The 19,424-nt window shown below is 71.9% G+C and carries 17 protein-coding genes and 1 pseudogene; 9 read left to right on the top strand and 9 right to left on the bottom strand.

Annotated features, from left to right (window positions below; genetic code table 11):
* Positions 1 to 837, bottom strand: a pseudogene (locus BI06_RS50830) (hypothetical protein); the annotation flags it as partial.
* Between the two features lie 555 nt (positions 838 to 1,392).
* On the bottom strand, positions 1,393 to 1,836 hold the full coding sequence (gene mce / locus BI06_RS16755) for a methylmalonyl-CoA epimerase (protein ID WP_030392762.1): 444 nt from the start codon (positions 1,834 to 1,836) through the stop codon (positions 1,393 to 1,395).
* Positions 1,837 to 2,090: 254 nt separating this feature from the next.
* On the opposite strand from mce, the gene BI06_RS16750 reads away from it, so the two are divergent.
* Both BI06_RS16750 and meaB read left to right on the top strand, forming a co-directional pair.
* Entirely contained in the window at positions 2,091 to 3,284 is a 1,194-nt protein-coding gene (locus BI06_RS16750) for an acetyl-CoA C-acetyltransferase (protein ID WP_043468860.1), read from the top strand.
* An 86-nt stretch (positions 3,285 to 3,370) separates the two neighbouring features.
* On the top strand, positions 3,371 to 4,327 hold the full coding sequence (gene meaB / locus BI06_RS16745; protein ID WP_030392760.1) for a methylmalonyl Co-A mutase-associated GTPase MeaB: 957 nt from the start codon (positions 3,371 to 3,373) through the stop codon (positions 4,325 to 4,327).
* A 64-nt stretch (positions 4,328 to 4,391) separates the two neighbouring features.
* Here the strand turns inward: meaB and BI06_RS16740 are convergent, their stop codons facing one another.
* The 4 genes from BI06_RS16740 to BI06_RS16725 form a co-directional block, all read right to left on the bottom strand.
* Positions 4,392 to 4,916: a MarR family winged helix-turn-helix transcriptional regulator gene (locus BI06_RS16740; RefSeq protein ID WP_078879804.1), complete on the bottom strand. Its 525-nt coding sequence runs from the start codon at positions 4,914 to 4,916 to the stop codon at positions 4,392 to 4,394.
* Between the two features lie 149 nt (positions 4,917 to 5,065).
* Positions 5,066 to 5,881 (bottom strand): AIM24 family protein, encoded by an 816-nt coding sequence (locus BI06_RS16735; protein ID WP_030392758.1) that lies wholly within the window; start codon positions 5,879 to 5,881, stop codon positions 5,066 to 5,068.
* 263 nt (positions 5,882 to 6,144) lie between these two features.
* Positions 6,145 to 6,795: an AIM24 family protein gene (locus BI06_RS16730; RefSeq protein WP_030392757.1), complete on the bottom strand. Its 651-nt coding sequence runs from the start codon at positions 6,793 to 6,795 to the stop codon at positions 6,145 to 6,147.
* Positions 6,795 to 7,433 carry an AIM24 family protein gene (locus BI06_RS16725; RefSeq protein ID WP_078879803.1) on the bottom strand — a complete coding sequence of 213 codons (639 nt, stop codon included), beginning with the start codon at positions 7,431 to 7,433 and terminating at the stop codon, positions 6,795 to 6,797. Before BI06_RS16725 ends, BI06_RS16730 begins: the two co-directional genes overlap by 1 nt.
* A 197-nt stretch (positions 7,434 to 7,630) precedes the next feature.
* Here BI06_RS16725 and BI06_RS16720 point away from each other — a divergent pair, with 197 nt between their 5' ends.
* Positions 7,631 to 7,954, top strand: coding sequence for a DUF3817 domain-containing protein (locus BI06_RS16720; protein ID WP_078879831.1), 324 nt, complete (start codon positions 7,631 to 7,633; stop codon positions 7,952 to 7,954).
* Positions 7,955 to 8,057: 103 nt separating this feature from the next.
* Here BI06_RS16720 and BI06_RS16715 read toward each other — a convergent pair whose 3' ends face one another.
* Both BI06_RS16715 and BI06_RS16710 read right to left on the bottom strand, forming a co-directional pair.
* Positions 8,058 to 9,665: a M4 family metallopeptidase gene (locus BI06_RS16715; RefSeq protein WP_030392754.1), complete on the bottom strand. Its 1,608-nt coding sequence runs from the start codon at positions 9,663 to 9,665 to the stop codon at positions 8,058 to 8,060.
* 444 nt (positions 9,666 to 10,109) lie between these two features.
* Positions 10,110 to 11,747, bottom strand: a complete 1,638-nt coding sequence (locus tag BI06_RS16710) for a M4 family metallopeptidase (RefSeq protein ID WP_043468857.1) — start codon at positions 11,745 to 11,747, stop codon at positions 10,110 to 10,112.
* A gap of 499 nt (positions 11,748 to 12,246) precedes the next feature.
* Between BI06_RS16710 and BI06_RS16705 the strand changes: the two genes are divergently transcribed.
* The 3 genes from BI06_RS16705 to BI06_RS16695 all read left to right on the top strand — a co-directional run bounded on the left by BI06_RS16705 (position 12,247) and on the right by BI06_RS16695 (position 15,108).
* On the top strand, positions 12,247 to 12,786 hold the full coding sequence (locus tag BI06_RS16705) for a MarR family winged helix-turn-helix transcriptional regulator (protein WP_030392752.1): 540 nt from the start codon (positions 12,247 to 12,249) through the stop codon (positions 12,784 to 12,786).
* A gap of 75 nt (positions 12,787 to 12,861) precedes the next feature.
* Entirely contained in the window at positions 12,862 to 13,203 is a 342-nt protein-coding gene (locus tag BI06_RS16700; protein ID WP_030392751.1) for a DUF3817 domain-containing protein, read from the top strand.
* Positions 13,204 to 13,422: 219 nt separating this feature from the next.
* Positions 13,423 to 15,108, top strand: coding sequence for a methylmalonyl-CoA mutase (locus BI06_RS16695; RefSeq protein WP_030392750.1), 1,686 nt, complete (start codon positions 13,423 to 13,425; stop codon positions 15,106 to 15,108).
* Between the two features lie 111 nt (positions 15,109 to 15,219).
* On the opposite strand, the gene BI06_RS16690 is transcribed toward BI06_RS16695, so the two are convergent.
* Positions 15,220 to 15,780, bottom strand: a complete 561-nt coding sequence (locus BI06_RS16690) for a TetR/AcrR family transcriptional regulator (protein ID WP_051741366.1) — start codon at positions 15,778 to 15,780, stop codon at positions 15,220 to 15,222.
* A gap of 538 nt (positions 15,781 to 16,318) precedes the next feature.
* Between BI06_RS16690 and trxA the strand changes: the two genes are divergently transcribed.
* The 3 genes from trxA (at position 16,319) to BI06_RS16675 (ending at position 19,330) form a co-directional block, all read left to right on the top strand.
* On the top strand, positions 16,319 to 17,314 hold the full coding sequence (trxA, locus tag BI06_RS16685) for a thioredoxin (protein ID WP_043468854.1): 996 nt from the start codon (positions 16,319 to 16,321) through the stop codon (positions 17,312 to 17,314).
* Positions 17,315 to 17,926: 612 nt separating this feature from the next.
* The gene (locus BI06_RS16680) at positions 17,927 to 18,592 is read left to right on the top strand and encodes a DUF6230 family protein (protein ID WP_030392747.1); all 666 of its coding nucleotides are present in this window, start codon (positions 17,927 to 17,929) and stop codon (positions 18,590 to 18,592) included.
* A gap of 126 nt (positions 18,593 to 18,718) precedes the next feature.
* Positions 18,719 to 19,330, top strand: coding sequence for a DUF6114 domain-containing protein (locus BI06_RS16675; protein ID WP_043468851.1), 612 nt, complete (start codon positions 18,719 to 18,721; stop codon positions 19,328 to 19,330).
* The last annotated feature ends 94 nt before the right edge of the window (positions 19,331 to 19,424 follow it).

Below are 19,424 nucleotides of genomic sequence, written 5' to 3'. Positions count from 1 at the left end.
GGCGACCTCGGCGCGCAGTCGTGCTATCTCCGCCTGGGCGTGGGACAGCTGCTGCTCGGCGTGGGCCTGCTCGGCGGCGGCGACCTCGGTCAGCCGGCCGATCTCGGCGCGGGCGGCGGCCAGCTCCTGCTCGGCGGCGGCGTGCGCGACGGCGAGCTGCAGCTGGGCCTCGCCGCGGGCGGCGTCCACGTCGGCGGCGGCCTGGGCGCCGGCCTGCTGGGCCTGCTCGGAGGCGGCCCGCAGCAGCCGTTCGGCGTCGTTCTGGGCGCGGTGGAGGGCGGCCTCGGCGGCGGCCTGGGCCTCGCCGCGGGCGGCGTCCACGTCGGCGGCGGTCTGCGCGCGGGCCTGGTCGGCGAGGGCGGCGGCCTCGGCACGGGCCGCGGCCATCAGCCGGTCGGCCTCGCCGCGGGCCTCCTGGAGGAGGCGCTGGGCCTCCTGCTCGGTGCCGGCCCGGGCCTGCTCGGCCCAGCTGACGTTCTCGTTGACGTGCTGCTCGGCGCTGCGCCGCAGCTCCGCGAGCTCGTCCTCGAGCTGCCGGCGGCGGGCGGCCAGCTCGGCCTCCAGCCGGGCGGTGCGCTCGGCGGTCTCGGCCATGATCCGCTGGGTCGCGGCCTGGGACTCGCGCAGCTGGCGCTCGGCGTCGGCGCGCAGCTGCTGGGCCTGCATCTCGGCCGTGCGGAGCATCTGCTCGGCCTGGCCGGAGACGGCGTCGAAGGCGCGCGGCTGGGCGAGCATCCGGCGGGATTCGTGCAGCTTGGCTCGGAGCACCTCCACCTGGTAGGCGAGGTCCTCGGCATGCTCGACTGACTTGTCCCGCTCCTTCCGAGTCCGATCCATCTCGGCCTCGAACTGGGAGAGGTGATCGTCAACCTCGTAGCGGTCGTAGCCCCGCACTCCGCGGTCCCATCCATCTCCTGGTCGCGTCCTCGACCCGGCCGGTCCGCTCCCGTGGTCCGGGTGCCGTCCGACTGGTCCTTGCATCGCGGCCGTCCGGACGCCCCCGTCGTACCGGGAACGTCCGCCCGCGTCGTCGGAGTCCGGGGCGTGGGAGCGCGGTCGATCCGCATTCCCCCGTCCGGGTGGACTCCTGGGCGAACTCTTGCCTTGTGGAGAATGGTGACAGATCCGTCTTGCGACTGTTCAGCCGTGCCCGCGTAGTGGACTCCCCTGCGACGGGCCTCCCACCGGGGCGGACGGGCCTGTCTTCGGCCGTGCCCGTCGCCTCCGTCCCCCGGAGTCTTCGCGCACCTGGGCATTGTAGTGGGAGCGTGTGGCGGGGGAACGGTCGCGTGGGGGTTTTCCGGCCCGACCGCCGAGGTTACCGGCCGGTCATGGCCGCGGCGGGGCTCCGGAGACCCGGGTACCGCCCCGCGGCGGCACCCGGGGGAGGCGTCAGTGGCCCTCGTGCGCGCCCGGCTCGGCGGCGGTGACCAGCTCGGTCAGCACCCCGCCGCAGTCCTTGGGGTGCAGGAAGGTGATCCGCGAGCCCATCGAGCCGATCCGCGGCTCGTCGTAGAGCACCCGGACGCCCTTGGCGCGGATCTCCTCGGAGTCGGCGTCGACGTCGCCGGTGCCGAAGGCGATGTGGTGGACGCCCTCGCCGTTCTTGGCCAGCCACTTGCCGACCGGGGAGTCCTCCCGGATCGGCTCCAGCAGCTGGAGGTAGGAGGCGCCGCCGTCGCCGGTGTCATTGATCTTGAGCATGGCCTCGCGGACCCCCTGCTCCTCGTTGACCTCGCTGTGGAACACCTCGAAACCGTAGGTGGCGCGGTAGAACTCGACCGTCTTGTCGAGGTCTCGGCAGGCGATGCCGATGTGGTCGATGCGGGTGAGCACGGATGGCCTCCGGTGAGGGGCGGGCGTGACAGGACGGCAACAGTGCAGCGCATGACGGTCGGCGGCGCCACCGATCGGGGTGCGAGCCTGCTCACACGGACCCGGCAGGGTTCACCCGGGCCGGGTCGGCACGGTGTTGACCGGAGTGTGCCAGTGCGCTCGATCACACCATGGGTCCGGTGACGGGCGGGTAACAGGTCAGTACATTGAGCGGAATCCTCCACCTGGCCACGACGTGCGAAGGGGCTCGTCCCATGACCAACACCACCTCTGTGATCGTTGCCGGGGCACGGACCCCGATGGGCCGGCTGCTCGGCTCCCTGAAGGGCTTCTCCGGTGCGGAGCTCGGCTCCTTCGCCATCAAGGCCGCGCTGGAGCGGGCCGGCATCACCGGCGACCAGGTCCAGTACGTGATCATGGGCCAGGTGCTCCAGGCCGGCGCCGGCCAGATCCCGGCCCGCCAGGCCGCCGTCAAGGCCGGCATCCCGCTGAACGTCCCGGCGCTCACCATCAACAAGGTGTGCCTCTCCGGCCTGGACGCCATCGCGCTGGCCGACCAGCTGATCCGGGCCGGCGAGTTCGACATCGTGGTGGCCGGCGGCCAGGAGTCGATGACCAACGCCCCGCACCTGCTGCCGAAGTCCCGCGAGGGCTACAAGTACGGCGCGATCGAGCTGCTCGACGCGATGGCCCACGACGGCCTGACCGACGCCTACGAGAACATCCCGATGGGCGAGTCCACCGAGAAGCACAACACCCGGCTCGGCATCCCGCGCGAGGTCCAGGACGAGATCGCCGCCGCCTCGCACCAGCGCGCGGCCAAGGCGCAGGCCGACGGCATCTTCGACGCCGAGATCGTCCCGGTGGAGATCCCGCAGCGCAAGGGCGAGCCGGTCGTGTTCGGCCAGGACGAGGGCATCCGCGCCGACACCACGGTCGAGGGCCTGGCCCGGCTGCGCCCCGCGTTCACCAAGGACGGCACCATCACCGCCGGCACCTCCTCGCAGATCTCGGACGGCGCCGCCGCCGTGGTCGTGATGAGCAGGGCCAAGGCCGAGGAGCTGGGCCTGAGCTGGATCGCCGAGATCGGCGCGCACGGCAATGTCGCGGGCCCGGACAACTCGCTGCAGTCGCAGCCGTCCAACGCGATCAAGCACGCGGTGGCCAAGGAGGGCATCGCGGTCGAGGACCTCGACCTGATCGAGATCAACGAGGCCTTCGCCGCCGTCGCCCACCAGTCGACCAAGGACCTCGGCGTCTCCTCGGAGATCGTCAACGTCAACGGCGGCGCGATCGCGCTGGGTCACCCGATCGGGATGTCCGGCGCCCGGGTCGTGCTGCACCTCGCGCTGGAGCTGAAGCGCCGCGGCGGCGGCATCGGCGCGGCCGCGCTCTGCGGCGGCGGCGGTCAGGGCGACGCGCTGATCGTGCGGGTCCCCAAGGCCTGACCCGCACCGGCCCACCGACCGAACCACACCGGGGCTGCGCACCGCCACAAGCGGGGCGCAGCCCTTCGGCGCAAGGAGACCCACCCATGATCGATGTGCCGACCCTGGTCGAGCAGGCCCGGCAGGGCCGTCCGCGGGCCGTCGCCCGCCTGATCTCACTGGTCGAGAACGCCGCGCCGGAGCTGCGCGAGGTGATGGCCGCGCTGGCGCCGTACACCGGGCACGCCTACACGGTCGGGCTGACCGGCTCGCCGGGCGTGGGCAAGTCCACCTCCACCTCGGCGCTGGTCTCCGCCTACCGGCGGCTGGGCAAGCGGGTCGGCGTGCTGGCGGTCGACCCGTCCTCGCCGTTCTCCGGCGGCGCGCTGCTCGGCGACCGGGTCCGGATGCAGGACCACGCCACCGACCCCGAGGTGTTCATCCGCTCGATGGCCACCCGGGGCCACCTGGGCGGTCTGTCCTGGGCCGCCCCGCAGGCGCTGCGGGTGCTGGACGCGGCCGGCTGCGACGTGATCCTGGTCGAGACCGTGGGCGTCGGCCAGTCCGAGGTGGAGATCGCCGCGCAGGCCGACACCGCGGTGGTGCTGCTCGCCCCCGGGATGGGCGACGGCATCCAGGCCGCCAAGGCCGGGATCCTGGAGATCGGCGACCTGTTCGTGGTCAACAAGGCCGACCGGGACGGCGCCGACGCCACCGCCAGGGAGCTGAACCACATGCTGGGCCTCGGCGAGGCCCGCGAGGCGGGGGCCTGGCGCCCGCCGATCGTGAAGACCGTGGCGGCCCGGGGCGAGGGCGTGGACGAGGTGGTGGAGGCGCTGGAGAAGCACCGCGCCTGGCTGGAGGAGCACGGCGAGCTGGTGGTCCGGCGCCGCCGCCGGGCGGCCCAGGAGATCGAGGCGATCGCGCTGGCCGCGCTGCGCGCCCGGATCGGCGACCTGCACGGCGACCGGCAGCTGGCCGCGCTGGCCGAGAAGGTGGTGGCCGGCGAGCTGGACCCGTACGGCGCGTCCGACCGGCTGGTGGCGGGCCTGACCACCAGCTGAGCCCGCACAGCGGCCCGGCGCCCCCGTCCGGGGTGCCGGGCCGCGGGGGCTCGGTCGGGAACGCTCAGCCGCGTCCGCGCAGGCCGCGCAGGTGCTCGGCGACCGGGGCGAGCGCCTCGTACATCGCGTCGAGCTGCTCGGGGGTGAAGCGGTCGATGAAGTGGGCCCGGACGCTGCGGACGTGGCAGGGCGCGACCCGCTGCATGGTCTCCCAGCCCTGCTCGGTGAGGTTGGCGTAGAGGCCGCGGCGGTCGCCGGGACACTCCTGGCGCAGCACCAGGCCGGCGTTCTCCATCCGGGTGATCTGGTGCGAGAGCCGGCTCTTCGACTGGAGGGTCGCGGTGGCCAGGTCGGTCATCCGCAGCCGCCGCTCGGGCGCCTCGGAGAGCACGACCAGGATCTCGTAGTCGTTGATCGCCAGGTTGTGCGGCTGGAGCTCGCGGCTCAGCTGGTACTCCAGCAGCTTGGCGACCTCCAGGTGGGCGCGCCACAACCGCTGCTCCCGGACGGTCAGCCAGGGGGTCTCCTCCTCGGGCCCTTCGGGCTGCGGGGCCGAGGCGTCTGCCGGGTCGACGATGTGCGTGTCCATGGTTCTACGATAGCGCACTTAGTTCAATGTTGTACGACTTTACCGGGGTTCACACGGTTGAGGCCGTCGCGATCCGGCCGCAGTGCCGCGCGGGAGGCGCGGCGCCGCGGCCGGACCGGCGGCAGGACCGGTGGGACGGGCGGGGCGGGTCAGAGCCCGAAGCGCCGCCCGAGGTCGCCCAGGTTACCGAGACCGGGCACGTTCACGTTCGGCAGCTGGCTGTTGCCGTGGCCGGCGCCGTGCTGGCCCGGCACCCCGCCCATCGGCACCCCGGCCTCGGCGTGCACCTGGCCGACGGCGCGCTCGGCCATCAGCACCTCGCTGGACTGCAGCAGTACCTGGCCGGCGCCGATGAACTCGAACTGGTGCTCCTCGCCGGAGGCCCCGCCCAGCCCGGTGAGCCGGCGCAGGCCGCCGATCACGCCGTGCATGTAGTCGTGGTCGTAGTGGTGGCACGGCGCCGGGCAGTCCGCCCAGCCGACCAGCGCCTGCGGGTCCACCCGGATCGGCGGCTCGACGAAGTGCACCGGCCCGTTCGAGGCGGCGACGAACTTGCCGCTGCCGATCAGGGTCAGGAAGCCCGGGATGATCGACTGCTTGAGCCGCAGGGTGGGCTCGTAGGCCAGCAGGTTCCCCGAGCGGACCGTCAGGTTCCCCTCCTCCAGGTCGTAGGAGTTGAGGTCGAAGGCCCGGTCGGCCAGCAGCAGCTTGCCGCGGCCCTCGGCGACCACCCAGTCCGCCGCGTGCATCGGCGAGTTGAAGTGCTGGCCGAGCATCCGGTCGATCGCGCCGGCGCCGACGCCCTTGAAGGAGATGTCGCCGTAGTAGGCGATCATCTTGCCCTTCTGCAGGAAGTACGAGCCGTTGAGGTCCACCGAGAAGGCGTACGGGTTGACGTTGTCGTTGGACGGCAGGCTGTGCACGTCGTGGACGACCGGACCGGTGCCGTCCTGCGCCTTGGGCAGCGGGGCCTGGGCGCCGCCGTACTGCTCCTGGGCGTACTGCTGCGGCGGCTGGGCCGGGTAGCCCTGCGGCGGGGGCGGCGGGTAGCCGCCCTGCTGCGGGTAGCCCTGCGGGGGGTACGGCTGCTGGCCCTGCTGGGGGTAGCCCGGCTGCGGGTACCCGGGCGGCGGGGCGGCGGGGTAGCCGGGCTGGGTCGGCTGGCCGTACGGGGACTGGCCGTACGGGTCCTGGGGCTGCCCGTACGGGGGCTGCGGCGGGTAGGACATCAGAGCTTCTCCTCGCTCGCCTGCACGTACACCGTGCCGTGCCCGGACAGCTCCAGCTGGAACGCCTCGCCGGAGCCGCGGCCGATCATGTCGCGCCATCCCAGCGCGGTCGACAGCTTGTTCTGGACCTGGCCGCGGTGCGCGACGTAGGCCTGCGGGTCGACGTGCACCGGCTGGTTCGGGGTGATCGGCAGCTCGAAGACGCCGCCGTGCGCCATCACCGCGACCGCGCCGTGGCCGTCCAGCTTGGTGGTGAACAGGCCCTGGCCGGTCACCTGGCCGCGGACCATGCCCATCACGCCGCCCTGCGAGCCCATGAACATGGTGGACTGCTGCAGCGAGCCCTCGAAGGCGAGCAGCCGGTCGGCCTCGACGTACAGGGTGTCGCCGGTCAGGTCGATCACCTGGACGTGGTGGCCGCCGTGGCCGAACATCACGGTGCCCTGGCCCTCGACGGTCATCAGCGGGGTGTCCTCGTTGGCCACCCGGCGGCCGATCATCGACATGACGCCGCCCTGGCCACCGGTGATGTTCGGCGTGAACCGCACCTCGCCGGTGTACGCGAGCATCGCGCCGCGCTGGCTGAACAGCCGCTGGCCCGGCACGACCCGGGCCTCGATCATCTTGCTGTTGATCTTCGTGAACGCCATTAGACGTCGCCCCCGACGGTCAGCTTCTCGGAGGGCTGCACGTAGACCAGTCCCTCGCCGGTGAACTCCACCTGGACGGCCTCGCCGCCGCCCTCGCCGATGAAGGTGCTCCAGCCGGCGCCGGACTTGATGGAGCGGTTGAGGTTGCCGGTGTGCGCCACGTACGCGCCGGGGTCGACCCGCAGCGGCATGCCCTGGGACACCCGGAGGATGATCGCCGGCCCCTTGGAGGTGACGGCGGCCCAGCCGTGCCCCTCGACCTTGGTGGTGAACAGGCCGTTGCCGGAGGAGACGCCGTTCAGGCCGGTGAAGCTGGTCCCGGTCTTGAGCGTGCCCTCGGTGCAGAGCAGATTGTCGGACTCGACGTAGAGCGTCTCGCCGTTCAGCCGTACCAGGTTGATCTCGGTGGCCTGGTCGGCGAAGTAGCAGGTGCCCTGTCCTTTCACCTCCATGACCGTCATCTGCTCGCCGGTGAGCCGACGGGTCACCATGCCGCGGATGCCGTCACCACCACCGCTGAGCTTCTTGAAGTTCATCTGGCCGGTGTACGCGACCATCGAACCGTTCTTGGCCTTCACGAGGTCGCCGGTCATGTCGACGGCGAGCGTCTTGGACCCCTGGAGTCGAAACTGTGCCACGGCCGCAATGTAGCGGTCGGCGGGCCGGGCCGGGGAGGGGGAGGCCTGGTTCTGGTACGCGTCCGGTACAAAGCGGCCGCCCGCAGTCCGCTCCCCGCACCCCCGGGGGCGGGTTCGGACATGTGCTCGGTGATAATGGGGCGGATGCTTGTGAGCCGGTTCACAAGCGATCTCCGAGCCCCCGTATCGAGGTACCCATCGTGAACAGCAGCGCCGTCCACCGCCTGCGCCTGGTCTCCGGCCCCGAAGGGGTCTCGTTCCTGCTCCTGCTGCTCTGCTCGGTGCTCAAGCGCACCACCAGCTTCAACGGCGTGCCGGTGATGGGCATGGTCCACGGGATCCTGTTCATCCTCTACGTGGTCTTCTGGATCATGGCCTGGCAGTCGCAGAAGTGGGACGTCAAGCGCGGTGCCGTGCTGTTCGTGCTGTCGGTGCTGCCCGGCGGCGGCTTCGTGGCCGAGCGGATGCTCGCCAAGGAGGAGCGCGCCGGGGGCAAGGCCGCGGTGCCGGTCGCGGCCTGACCGGGCCCGCGCGACCCCTCCCGACGCCGACAGGCTGCCGGGGCCCCCTCTCCCAGTGGGCCCCGGCAGCCTGTCGCTTTTCCGGGAGTGGTTCCGTTCCCGACTAGCTGACGTTCACCGCGCTCCAGGCCGCGGCCACCGTGTTGTACTCCACGCTGCCGGCGCCGTAGAGGTCCTTGGCGGCGTTCAGGGTGCCGGTGCGGGCGGCCTTGTAGTTGGTGCTGGAGGTGAAGTAGGTCGTCAGCGCGCGGTACCAGATCGCGGCGGCCTTGTCGCGGCCGATGCCGGTGATCGTGGAGCCGTTGGAGGTCGGGCTGTTGTAGCTGACGCCGTTGATCACCTTGGCGCCGCTGCCCTCGGACAGCAGGTAGAAGAAGTGGTTCGCGACGCCCGAGGAGTAGTGGACGTCGATGCTGCCGATCCCGGAGTACCAGGAGTCCTTGGACGAGCCGTCCTTGGAGGGCTTGTCCATGTAGCGCAGCGGCTGACCGTTGCCGAAGATGTTGATCTTCTCGCCGATCAGGTAGTCCGGCACGTCCGAGGGCAGGTTGGCGTACCACTCGACCATGGTGCCGAAGATGTCCGAGGTGGCCTCGTTGAGGCCGCCGGACTCGCCGGAGTAGGTGAGGTTGGCGGTCGCCGCCGTGACGCCGTGGCTCATCTCGTGGCCGGCCACGTCGATGGCGGTCAGCGGGTTGGTGTTGTTGGTGCCGTCGCCGTAGGTCATGCAGAAGCAGGAGTCCTGCCAGAAGGCGTTGACGTAGGCGTTGCCGTAGTGCACCCGGTTGCTGGCGCCGACGCCGTTGTTCTTGATGCCGTTCCGGTTGAACTTGGCCTTGTAGTAGTCCCAGGTCGCCCCGGTGCCGAACTGCGCGTCGACCGCGGCGGACTGGGTGTCCGCGGCGGTGCCGTTGCCCCAGTTGTTGTCGGCGTCGGTGTACAGCGCGTTGCCGTTCTTGGCGTTGCCGGTCCACTGGTTGCCGCGGGAGGCGTCCTTGAGCTGGTAGGTGGACCCGCTCTGGGTGGTGGTCAGGGTGACCGTCCCGACGTGCACGCCCTTGCCGGTGCCGGTGGCGGTCTGCACCTCCTCGTGGGTGGAGAGCAGCTGGCCGGTGGCGGCGTCGGTGACCAGCCGCTGGCTGCTCGGGGTGCCGTCGGCGCGCTCGCCGTGGACCACGGTCTGGTAGGCCAGCCGCGGGGTGCCCTCGCCCGCCCAGACCACCAGGGTCGGGCTGCTCGCACCGTCGACCCGGCTCACCGGGGACGCGTCCTCGTCGGCCGGGGCGATGCCGACGGTGGCCCGGACCGAGTCGACGGCCTGGGTGGAGGCGGTGCCGGCGGAGAGCTTCGGGGTGAGGCTCGGCAGCGAGAGCCGGCCGTCGAAGGCGCGGTCCACCGAGGCGACGGTGCCGTTCGCCTTCTGGTGGACGATGAGGTCGCCGCCCAGGACCGGCAGGCCGGCGTAGGTCCGGTCGTAGCGCAGGTGGCGGGTGCCGTTGGCGTCCACGATCGCGTCCTTGACGATCAGCTGCTCCTGGCCGCCGAGGCCGAGGGCCTTCGCCACCGGCGCGGCCTGCTGGCCGGCCAGGGAGATGATCGCGTCGCGCTGCAGGACGGGGGCGGCCTGGGCGGGGGCGGCGGCGACCTGGATGGCGCCGGCCAGAAGTGCGGAGGCGGAGAGTACGGCGCCGGCTGTCAGCTTTCGCTTCACGTGCGGGGTTCCTTCCACGAAACCGCGGGTGCGCGGTCACGCCGCGTACCGGGGCGCCGGGGTTGGCGCCTTGGGGCGGTAGGGCGTTGACGTGCTGCTCCGTGCGGCCTGACGGTCCGTCGGTGGGTGGGGCGACGGACGTCCGGACGGGGCTTGGGCAGAAGCATGACAAGTCAGTTCGGCGAACAACAGGGAGCGACCGGGTATTGGCCAGGTCTCGCCACGGCCCGAACGGGTGGTGGCCGTGCGACGGTTGTGCCGGTTGTCCGCTTTCGTCCGCTGGCGTGATCCCGCCAGCGGCGGCCCTTGTCGGCCTCCGCCGGTGTTGCTACGCGGGCGGGGAAGGGACGGGCGCGCGGGGGAGAGGGGCCGGCCGGGGGAAAAGGACGGACGTCCGGGGCCTCCCCTCCCAGTGAGGGCCCCGGACGTCCGTCGGACCGCGCGTCAGTTGACGTTGACGCCGCTCCACGCGGCCGCGACCGCGTTGTACTCGGTGCTGCCGGCGCCGTAGAGGTCCTTGGCGGCGCTCAGGGTGCCGGTACGGGCCGCCTTGTAGTTGGTGGTCGAGGTGAAGTAGACCGTCAGCGCGCGGTACCAGATCGCCGCGGCCTTGTCGCGGCCGATGCCGGTGAGCGTCGAGCCGTTGGAGGTCGGGCTGTTGTACGCGACGCCGTTGATGGTCTTCGCGCCGCTGCCCTCGGCCAGCAGGTAGAAGAAGTGGTTGGCCACGCCCGAGGAGTAGTGGACGTCCAGGTTGCCGACCGAGGAGGACCAGGCGTCGGCCGAGCCGCCGTCCTTGGAGGGCTTGTCCATGTAGCGCAGCGGGGTGCCGTCGCCGTTGATGTCGATCTCCTCGCCGATGAGGTAGTCCGGCTTGTCGGCGGGGAGGTTCGCGGACCACTCGACCATGGTGCCGAAGATGTCCGAGGTGGCCTCGTTGAGGCCGCCGGACTCGCCCGAGTAGTTCAGGCCGGCGGTGGCCGAGGTGACGCCGTGGGTCATCTCGTGGCCCGCGACGTCCAGCGCGGTCAGCGGGTTGGTGTTGCCGCTGCCGTCGCCGTAGGTCATGCAGAAGCAGGAGTCGTCCCAGAACGCGTTGACGTAGTTGCGCCCGTAGTGGACCCGGCTGGTGGCGCCGACGCCGTTGTTCTTGATGCCGCTGCGGCCGAAGGTGTTCTTGTAGAAGTCCCAGGTGGCCGCCGCGCCGAACTGCGCGTCCACCGCGGCCGACTGGCGGTTGGCGGCGGTGCCGTCGCCCCACGCGTTGTCGGCGTCGGTGAAGAGGGTGCCGGAGCCGGTGGTCTTGCCCTTGAGGTCGCTGGTGGACTGCCCGCCGCGGGAGGCGTCCTTCAGCTGGTAGGTGGAGCCGCTCTTGGTGGTGGTCAGCGGGACGCTGCCGACGAAGACGCCCTTGCCGGTGCCGGCGGCGGTCTGCACCTGCTCGTGCGTGGACAGCACCTCGCCGGAGGCGGCGTCGGTGACCAGCAGCTGGCTGCTCGGGGTGCCGTCGGCGCGCACGCCCTGGACGGTGGTCCGGTACGCCAGCCGCGGGTTGCCGTCGGCGGCCCAGACGACCAGCTCGGCGGCACCGGTCTGGTGCACCTCGGCGAGCGGGGACTCGTCCTTGTCGGCGGCGATGCCGACGCTGGAGGCGACCGCGCCGGAGGCCTGGGCGGCGGCCTTGTCGGCCGGGATCGCCGGGGTCAGGCTCGCCACCGCGATCGGCGCGGTGACGGCCTTGTCCACGGCCTCGACGGCGCCGCCGGCGGCCTGGTGCACGACCAGGTCGCCGCCCAGCACCGGGAGTCCGGCGTAGGTGCGCTCGAAGCGGAGGTGGCGGGTGCCGTCGGCGTCCACCACGGCGTCCTTGGCCACCAGGGTCTCCTTGCCGCCGAGGCCGAGGGCCTTGGTCAGCGGACCGGTCTCGCCGTTCGCCAGGGCGATCAGGCCGGCCCGGTGCTCGGCGGCCTGGGCCTGGACCGAGGGGGTGGGAGTGGCCTGGGCGGCGGTGCTCACCTGGATGACGCCGGTGAGGAGGGCGGTGGCGGAGAGTACGGCGCCGGCTGCGAGCGATCGCTTCACGTACAGGTCCTTCCGGGAAACCGCGTGCGCGGTCGCGCCTCGCTCCGGGGTGCCGGGGTTGGCACCTTAGGGGCGGAACGGGCGCTGACGTGCTGCTCCGTGCGGTCCACGGTGGTCACCGGTGAGTGGGGCGGTGGCCACCGGACGGGGCTGGCCGAAAGCATGACAATCCAACAAGTGAAATGACAGGTCTTGTTCATGGATTGGCCAGGTCTCGCCAATGTGGCGGAACGTGAACAGAGTGAGGAAAGGGGTGAATCCCCTGTCCCTGTCGCGGGTTCCGGTCCGAACCGCCGCCCGGTAGCGGCGCCGATGCCGTCCGCGGGCCGCCCGGGGCCCGTCCGCCCCCGGCCGCGGAACGGTTGGTACCCGTTCACACCCCCGCAACGTGCTGGTACGGACCTGACGGACCCGTTGGCGTGATCCCGCCACGTGTCGCGCTTGTCCATCCCTCAGGACGACTGGTAGCACCGGCCGCTCCCGCCGGTACGGTTGGCGGGTGGCCAAGCCCCTCGCACTCGACTTCGACCCGATCGCCCGTGCCGACGAGCTGTGGACCCGCCGTTGGGGAGCCGTCCCCGCGATGGCGGCGATCACCTCGATCATGCGGGCCCACCAGATCCTGCTCTCCCGTGTGGACGCGGTGCTCAAGCCGTACGGGCTGACCTTCGCCCGCTACGAGGCGCTGGTCCTGCTCACCTTCAGCCGGACCGGCGAGCTGTCGCTCTCCAAGATCGGCGAGCGCCTGATGGTCCACCCGACCAGCGTCACCAACACCGTCGACCGCCTGGAGCGGGCCGGGCTGGTCGCCCGCCGCCCCAATCCGCTGGACGGCCGGGGCGTGCTCGCCACCATCACCGACCGGGGCCGCGAGGTCGTCGAGGGGGCCACCGGGGAGCTCATGGCGATGGACTTCGGTCTGGAGGAGTTCGACGGCGGCCAGTGCCGCGAGGTGTTCGACCTGCTGCGCCCGCTGCGGGTGGCGGCCGGCGACTTCGCCGAGCTGCCGGGCGAGGGGCCTGCGCCGGGCGGGGCGTGAGGGCGGCTACCCTCGTGGGAGCGGTGCGCGGATCAGGACGTACCCCCCGATGCTGACTGGCGAGGCGATGCAGAAATGAAGGCGACCCCCCTGCTGGGCTGGTACCGCGCCCTGGCCCTGGCGACCGGTGTGGCGCTGCTGGTCTTCTGCGGTTTCATGGTCGCGAAGTACGGCTTCCACGCGGCCGAGGACGTGACCACCTACGTCGCGATGCTGCACGGGTACCTCTACATCGGGTACTTCGTGGTGACCTTCCTGCTCGGTCAGAAGCTCAAGTGGCCGCTGGGGCGGATGGTCTTCTTCCTGGCCGCCGGCTGCATCCCGTTCGCCTCCTTCGTGGCCGAGCGCAAGGTGGTCGCCGAGGCGGCCGCCGGGTCCTCCGCCGCCGACGCCGCCCGCCAGCCGGCCGGCGTCTGAGCGGCGCCGCCGCCGACCGTCGCGCCGAGGCCGCAGCGGCCGTCCGGGCCGCCGAGGGCGCCCTTCCCCGTCCGGGGGAGGGCGCCCTTTCGCATGCTCCCGGTGCGCTTGGCCGGGTGTCCGTCGACAAATACTAGGACGTCCGAGTAAATTGGTAGGACGTCCTAATAGCTGTGCCGCCCGCTGGTGTGGCGGCCGTACGGAGCGGAGTTCGGGGTCATGGACGCCGAGGAGATCGAGCGCGGACGGCAGCGCTGGCAGCAGCGGTACGACAGCGCCCGCAAGCGGGACGCGGACTTCACCACCCTCTCCGGGGAGGAGGTCGAGCCGGTCTACGGCCCGGCCCCCGGGCAGGCCGTCGAGGGCTTCGAGCGGATCGGCTGGCCCGGGGAGTACCCGTACACCCGCGGGCTGCACGCGACCGGCTACCGGGGCCGGACGTGGACCATCCGGCAGTTCGCCGGCTTCGGCAACGCCGAGCAGACCAACGAGCGCTACCGGATGATCCTGGAGGCGGGCGGCGGCGGCCTCTCGGTGGCCTTCGACATGCCCACCCTGATGGGCTACGACTCGGACGACGCGCGCTCGCTCGGCGAGGTCGGCCACTGCGGTGTGGCGATCGACTCGGCCGCCGACATGGAGGTGCTGTTCCGAGGCATCCCGCTCGGCGAGGTCACCACCTCGATGACGATCAGCGGCCCGGCCGTGCCGATCTTCTGCATGTACCTGGTGGCCGCCGAGCGGCAGGGCGTCGACCCGGCCGTGCTCAACGGCACCCTGCAGACCGACATCTTCAAGGAGTACATCGCCCAGAAGGAGTGGCTCTTCGCCCCCGAGCCGCACCTGCGCCTGATCGGCGACCTGATGGCCCACTGCGCCGAGGGCATCCCGGCCTACAAGCCGCTGTCGGTCTCCGGCTACCACATCCGCGAGGCCGGGGCGACGGCCGCGCAGGAGCTCGCGTACACCCTGGCCGACGGCTTCGCCTACGTCGAACTGGGCCTCTCCCGGGGCCTGGACGTGGACGTCTTCGCCCCGGGCCTGTCGTTCTTCTTCGACGCGCACCTGGACTTCTTCGAGGAGATCGCCAAGTTCCGCGCCGCCCGGCGGATCTGGGCCCGCTGGATGCGCGAGCGGTTCGGCGCCAAGACCGACAAGGCCCAGTGGCTGCGGTTCCACACCCAGACCGCCGGCGTCTCGCTCACCGCGCAGCAGCCGTACAACAACGTGGTCCGCACCGCCGTCGAGGCGCTCTCGGCGGTGCTCGGCGGCACCAACTCGCTGCACACCAACGCCCTGGACGAGACCCTGGCGCTGCCCTCGGAGCAGGCCGCCGAGATCGCCCTGCGCACCCAGCAGGTGCTGATGGAGGAGACCGGCATCACCAATGTGGCCGACCCGCTGGGCGGTTCCTGGTACGTCGAGGCGATGACCGACCGGATCGAGCAGCAGGCCGAGGAGATCTTCCGGAAGATCCTGGACAAGGGCCGGGAGGACCACCCGATCGGCCAGATCACCTCCGGCATCCTGCGCGGGATCGAGGACGGCTGGTTCACCGGCGAGATCGCCGAGGCGGCCTTCCAGTACCAGCAGTCGGTGGAGAAGGGCGAGAAGCGGGTCGTCGGCGTCAACTGCCACCCCCGCAGCGTCACCCCCGAGCTGGAGATCCTCCGGGTCAGCCACGAGGTGGAGCGGGAGCAGGTCCGGGTGCTGGGCGCCCGTCGGGCGGCCCGCGACGAGGCCGCGGTCCGGGCCGGGCTGGACGCGATGCTGGCCGCCGCGCGGTCCGGCGCCTCGATGATCCCGCCGATGCTGGACGCGGTGCGCGCCGAGGCGACCCTCGGCGAGATCTGCAACGCCCTGCGCGAGGAGTGGGGCATCTACCGGGAGACCGCCCGCTTCTAGGGCGGGTGAGCGGTCGGGCCGTCCGGTGCCCTGCGGCGCCGGACGGCCCTTCGGCGTGCCCGCGGCCGCCCCTGGTCGTCCACGGCCGTCCTCGGCCGTCCTCAGTCGTCCTCAGTCGCCGAGCAGGCTCGGGAACGGGCCGAGCAGCAGGCCGGTGAACCGGCGGGTCCACTCCGGGGTGATCGGCTCGCCGCTGACCAGCACCCGGTGCTCGACCGTCCCGGCGATGGTGTCGAAGATGATGTCGATCTCCTCGCGGGCGGTGGCCTCGTCGCAGTCCGGGGCCAGCTCGCCCCGGGTCTGGGCGGCGGCCCGGCCCTGCCGGACCAGCCGCTTCTGCGGATCGACGATCGCCTCCCGGATCCGCCGCCGCAGCTGGCGGTCGCGGGTGCCCTCGGCGAACAGGGCGAGCAGCGCGGCCTGGGTCTCCGGACGGGCCAGCAGATCGGCGAACTGGGTCACCACCGCCTCGATGTCGGCCCGCAGGCTGCCGAGGTCGGGCATCACCAGCTCGTCGAAGAGGCTGGCGACGGCGTCGACCACCAGCTCGTTCTTGGACGGCCAGCGCCGGTACAGGGTGGTCTTGGCGACCCCGGCCCTGGTCGCGACATGGCCCATGGTCAGTCCGCCCCAGCCGAGTTCGGCGAGGGCCTCGCGGGTGGCGTCCAGAATGGCGCGGTCGGCGGCGGCACTGCGCGGCCGCCCCTTGGCCCGGGCCGCGCCCCCCTCGGGGGGCTCCGGGGGGCGGGCGTGGGGCGGGAGCCCGGGGCCCCGGGGGGCGTCCTGGGGGGCCTCGGCCGGGCGGACCTCGTGCGGCGGGGTCACGGGTGGCTGGGGGGCCGGCACCGGGCCTCCTTGCGATTTACCGGTAAGTAACTTGGGTGGGACCGGTAACGGTAGCGACTCCTCCGCACCCAGGTCAGCCGGGGCGCCCGGGAAAGTGGCTCAGCTCACGTCGGGGGACTGCCGATAGGGGTTGCGGCGGGTGGCCCCGATCCAGTTACGCTACGACTCGTAGCGAAAGCGACGACCAGGCGCCGCGTCCCCGTGGGACGGGAGCGGCGCGGGCGCGGATGGGGATCCGCGCCGAACGGTTCAGGCTACTCGGAGGTGGGTCCACCGCTTCGGGAATCGGGACCGCGCAGCCCGCGCGGGGCGATTTCCGGGAGGTTGGTGCCCACCGGCGGCGCGAGCGGGGGAGGATAGTGCCATGCAGCCACGGAATTCTCGTCTCAACAGTGCCGCCCTGCGTGGCGCGGTCGACCTCGCCGCAGTGAAGGCAGCCGGCGAGGCTGCCCAGAAGGCCGAGCAGGCCAGGGCCGAGCGGGCCCGCCAGTCGGCCGCCGCCGAGGAGGCCGGGGTCGCCCCGGCCGGGGTCGGCTACGAGCTCGTCATCGACGTCACCGAGGACACCTTCGAGACCGAGGTCGTCCAGCGGTCCACCGAGGTGCCGGTGGTCGTCGACTTCTGGGCCGAGTGGTGCGGGCCCTGCAAGCAGCTCAGCCCGATCCTGGAGCGCCTGGCCGAGGAGTACGCCGGCCGGATCGTGCTCGCCAAGATCGATGTGGACGCCAACCAGCTGATCGCCCAGCAGTTCGGCATCCAGGGCATCCCGGCCGTGATGGCCGTGGTGGCCGGCCAGTTGGTGCCGCTGTTCCAGGGCGCCGAGAACGAGGCCAACGTCCGCAAGGTGCTGGACCAGCTGATCCTGGTCGCCGAGCAGCGCTTCGGCATCGTCGGCGGCGCCGGCGCTCCGGCCGAGGGCGTCGAGGCCGCCGCTCCGCAGCGGCCGGAGGACCCGGCGCTCTCCGCCGCCCACGACGCGCTGGACCGGGGCGACCTGGCCGGCGCCGTCCAGGCCTACAAGAACGTGCTGGTCGAGCAGCCGGGCAACACCGAGGCCCGGCTCGGCCTGGCCCAGGCGCAGCTGCTGCACCGGGTCGAGGGGCTGGACCCGCAGGCGGTCCGGGCGGCCGCGGCCGCCGACCCCAAGGACGTCGCGGCCCAGCTGGGGGCGGCCGACCTGGACCTGGTCGGCGGGCATGTCGAGGACGCCTTCGGCCGGCTGGTGGTGACGGTGGGCAAGACCTTCGGCGAGGACCGGGACGCGGTCCGGCTGCGGCTGCTGGAGCTGTTCGAGGTGATCGGCACCGAGGACCTGCGGGTCACCGCGGCACGTCAGGCGCTGGCCCGGGTGCTGTTCTGATCCCGCGCTCCAAGTCCGGCCGGTGACACGGCGGATGACCTGCGGTGCCGCCTGGTGATTTGGCGACAATCCGGTCATCGCGGCTGAGGTTTACCAAATCTTGACAACACCCGTGGACGGTCACGACATGTGACCGTCCACGGGTGTTTCGCTGATGTTTCCGAGGGATTTCGCCCTCACGAATCCTTCATTTCGTCACTCTGCGTGCTTTTCCCGCCGATTCCATGATCGTTTCGGCTCGTATGGGATTACCCGTCAGTAATGCGACCTCTTGTGCTCAGCCCGGGATTCGAGCAGCATCGGCACGCCCGGTCCCCACGATTCGACCTCCGCCGGCAGCCGGTCTGCGGACCCGACGTAGGGGATCCCCACCGGGCTGCCGACGGCCCCGCCGCCGGCGAGAAGGCAGGGGGGTATCCGCTCCCACGGCGGTTCCTGTCCTTCGCAAGGCCGCGCTGCCCGCGCGGTCACTGGTTGTCGCTCGGGGGGATCGCCCGTGTTGCCACGGCGCTCTCCGCTACCGAGGACGTAGCTCTCTCCCATCCCAGGCCCCCATTGACGCGGGACGCGCCACCGGGGAGCCGGAGATGTACGTCCAGAAGGAGGACACGCATGTCCCAGACCCACGGCAAGACCCGCTGGAAGCGCTTCGCCCTGGTGATGGTCCCGAGCATCGCGGCCACCGCGATGGTCGGTGTCTCCATCGCCAACAGCGCGCTCGCCGCGTCGTTCAGCGTCTCCGGCCAGCAGTTCAAGGTGAAGACCTCGTACCTGAAGGGCGACAACTTCGCCCAGTTCGGCGCGGTCGACGTCGAGGCCAACGGAACGCTGCACCCGGTCGCAGTCTCGGCCTTCGACGACGCCGAGATCCACAACCTCTGCCAGTCGGTCGTCACCGACCTGTCGCGCCTCGGCCTCGGCAAGATCACCCTCCAGCTGAACGCCGGCAACGACGAGAAGAAGCCGGTCACCGCGCACAACCTGCTGATCGACCTGGAGCAGCTGGACGCCGACGCGACCTTCACCGACATCAACATCGGCCAGGACGCCTCCACCCTCACCGGTTCGGCCACGCAGGGCTGGCACGGCCACCCGGCGCTGAAGGAGGCCGGCGCGAAGCTCCCGACCGGCGCGGTGGGCTTCTCCCAGGCGGCCAAGCAGGCCGTCCTGACCGACGTCAAGCAGACCGCGCGCGCCACCTCGGCCGGCACCTTCGTGCTCAACGGCCTGAGCCTCAAGCTCAAGAGCGGCGACGGCGCGGGCAACGAGTGCTTCTGAGCCCCAGCTGACGGCGTGCCCACCGGCATGCCCGAGTGACGGGTTCCCACGGGCCGGGGGCGGCGAAGACCGCCCCCGGCCCGACATCACAGTTCTTCCCTCGTAGAGACATCGAGGAGCTGCACCATGTCCAGCGCAACGGCCGAGGCTCGGCCCGAACATCGGAACCTGGTCGGGGCGTTCTGGCGGGGCTTCCGTGACTTCCGTCGCTCCAGGCCCTTCTGGGGCGGCCTGCTGGCCATGATCGCCGGCGTCCCGATCCTGTACTTCCCCTACGCCCACCTGTCGTTGGGCGGCGTGACCATCGCCATGTCGACCACGGCGGGCGCCGGTTCGCTGATCATCGGCGTGCTGCTGATCATTCTCGGGCTCACCGCCTGGTTCCAGCCCGCCGTCCGGATCTTCGCGGGTGTCGCCACCACGCTGCTGACGCTGGTGTCGATCCCGGTCTCCAACCTCGCCGGATTCGGCATGGCGCTGCTGCCGGGGCTGATCGGCGGCGGACTGATGATGGCGTGGGCCAAGCTGCCCGAGCCGGCGGTCGCCACCGCGGCCGAGGCGCCCGTGGCGGCCGAGGGGACGACGGCCGAGTCCGTCGCCACCGAGCAGCCCGCCGCCGCGCCCGTCGCGGAGGAGCCGGTCACCGAGGAGCCGGCCGCCGAGGCCGCCGCCGAGCAGCCCGCCGCCGGGGGAAGCATTCCGGCGCAGCAGGCCGCGGAGCCCAAGGAGGTCCGGTGAGTGACCCGCGCGAGGAGCGTCCCGAGCCGGCGGAGCACCGTTCGCCCCGGCACGCGGCGCCCCGCACACCCGTGCGGCTCCGGCTGCGCGGCCG

Origin of the sequence: Kitasatospora sp. MBT66, assembly GCF_000710405.2 — a bacterium.
GTDB classification, from domain to species: Bacteria; Actinomycetota; Actinomycetes; order Streptomycetales; family Streptomycetaceae; genus Kitasatospora; species Kitasatospora purpeofusca.
Note: the sequence above shows the minus strand (reverse complement) of the source record. Positions and strands in the feature narration are given on the sequence as shown.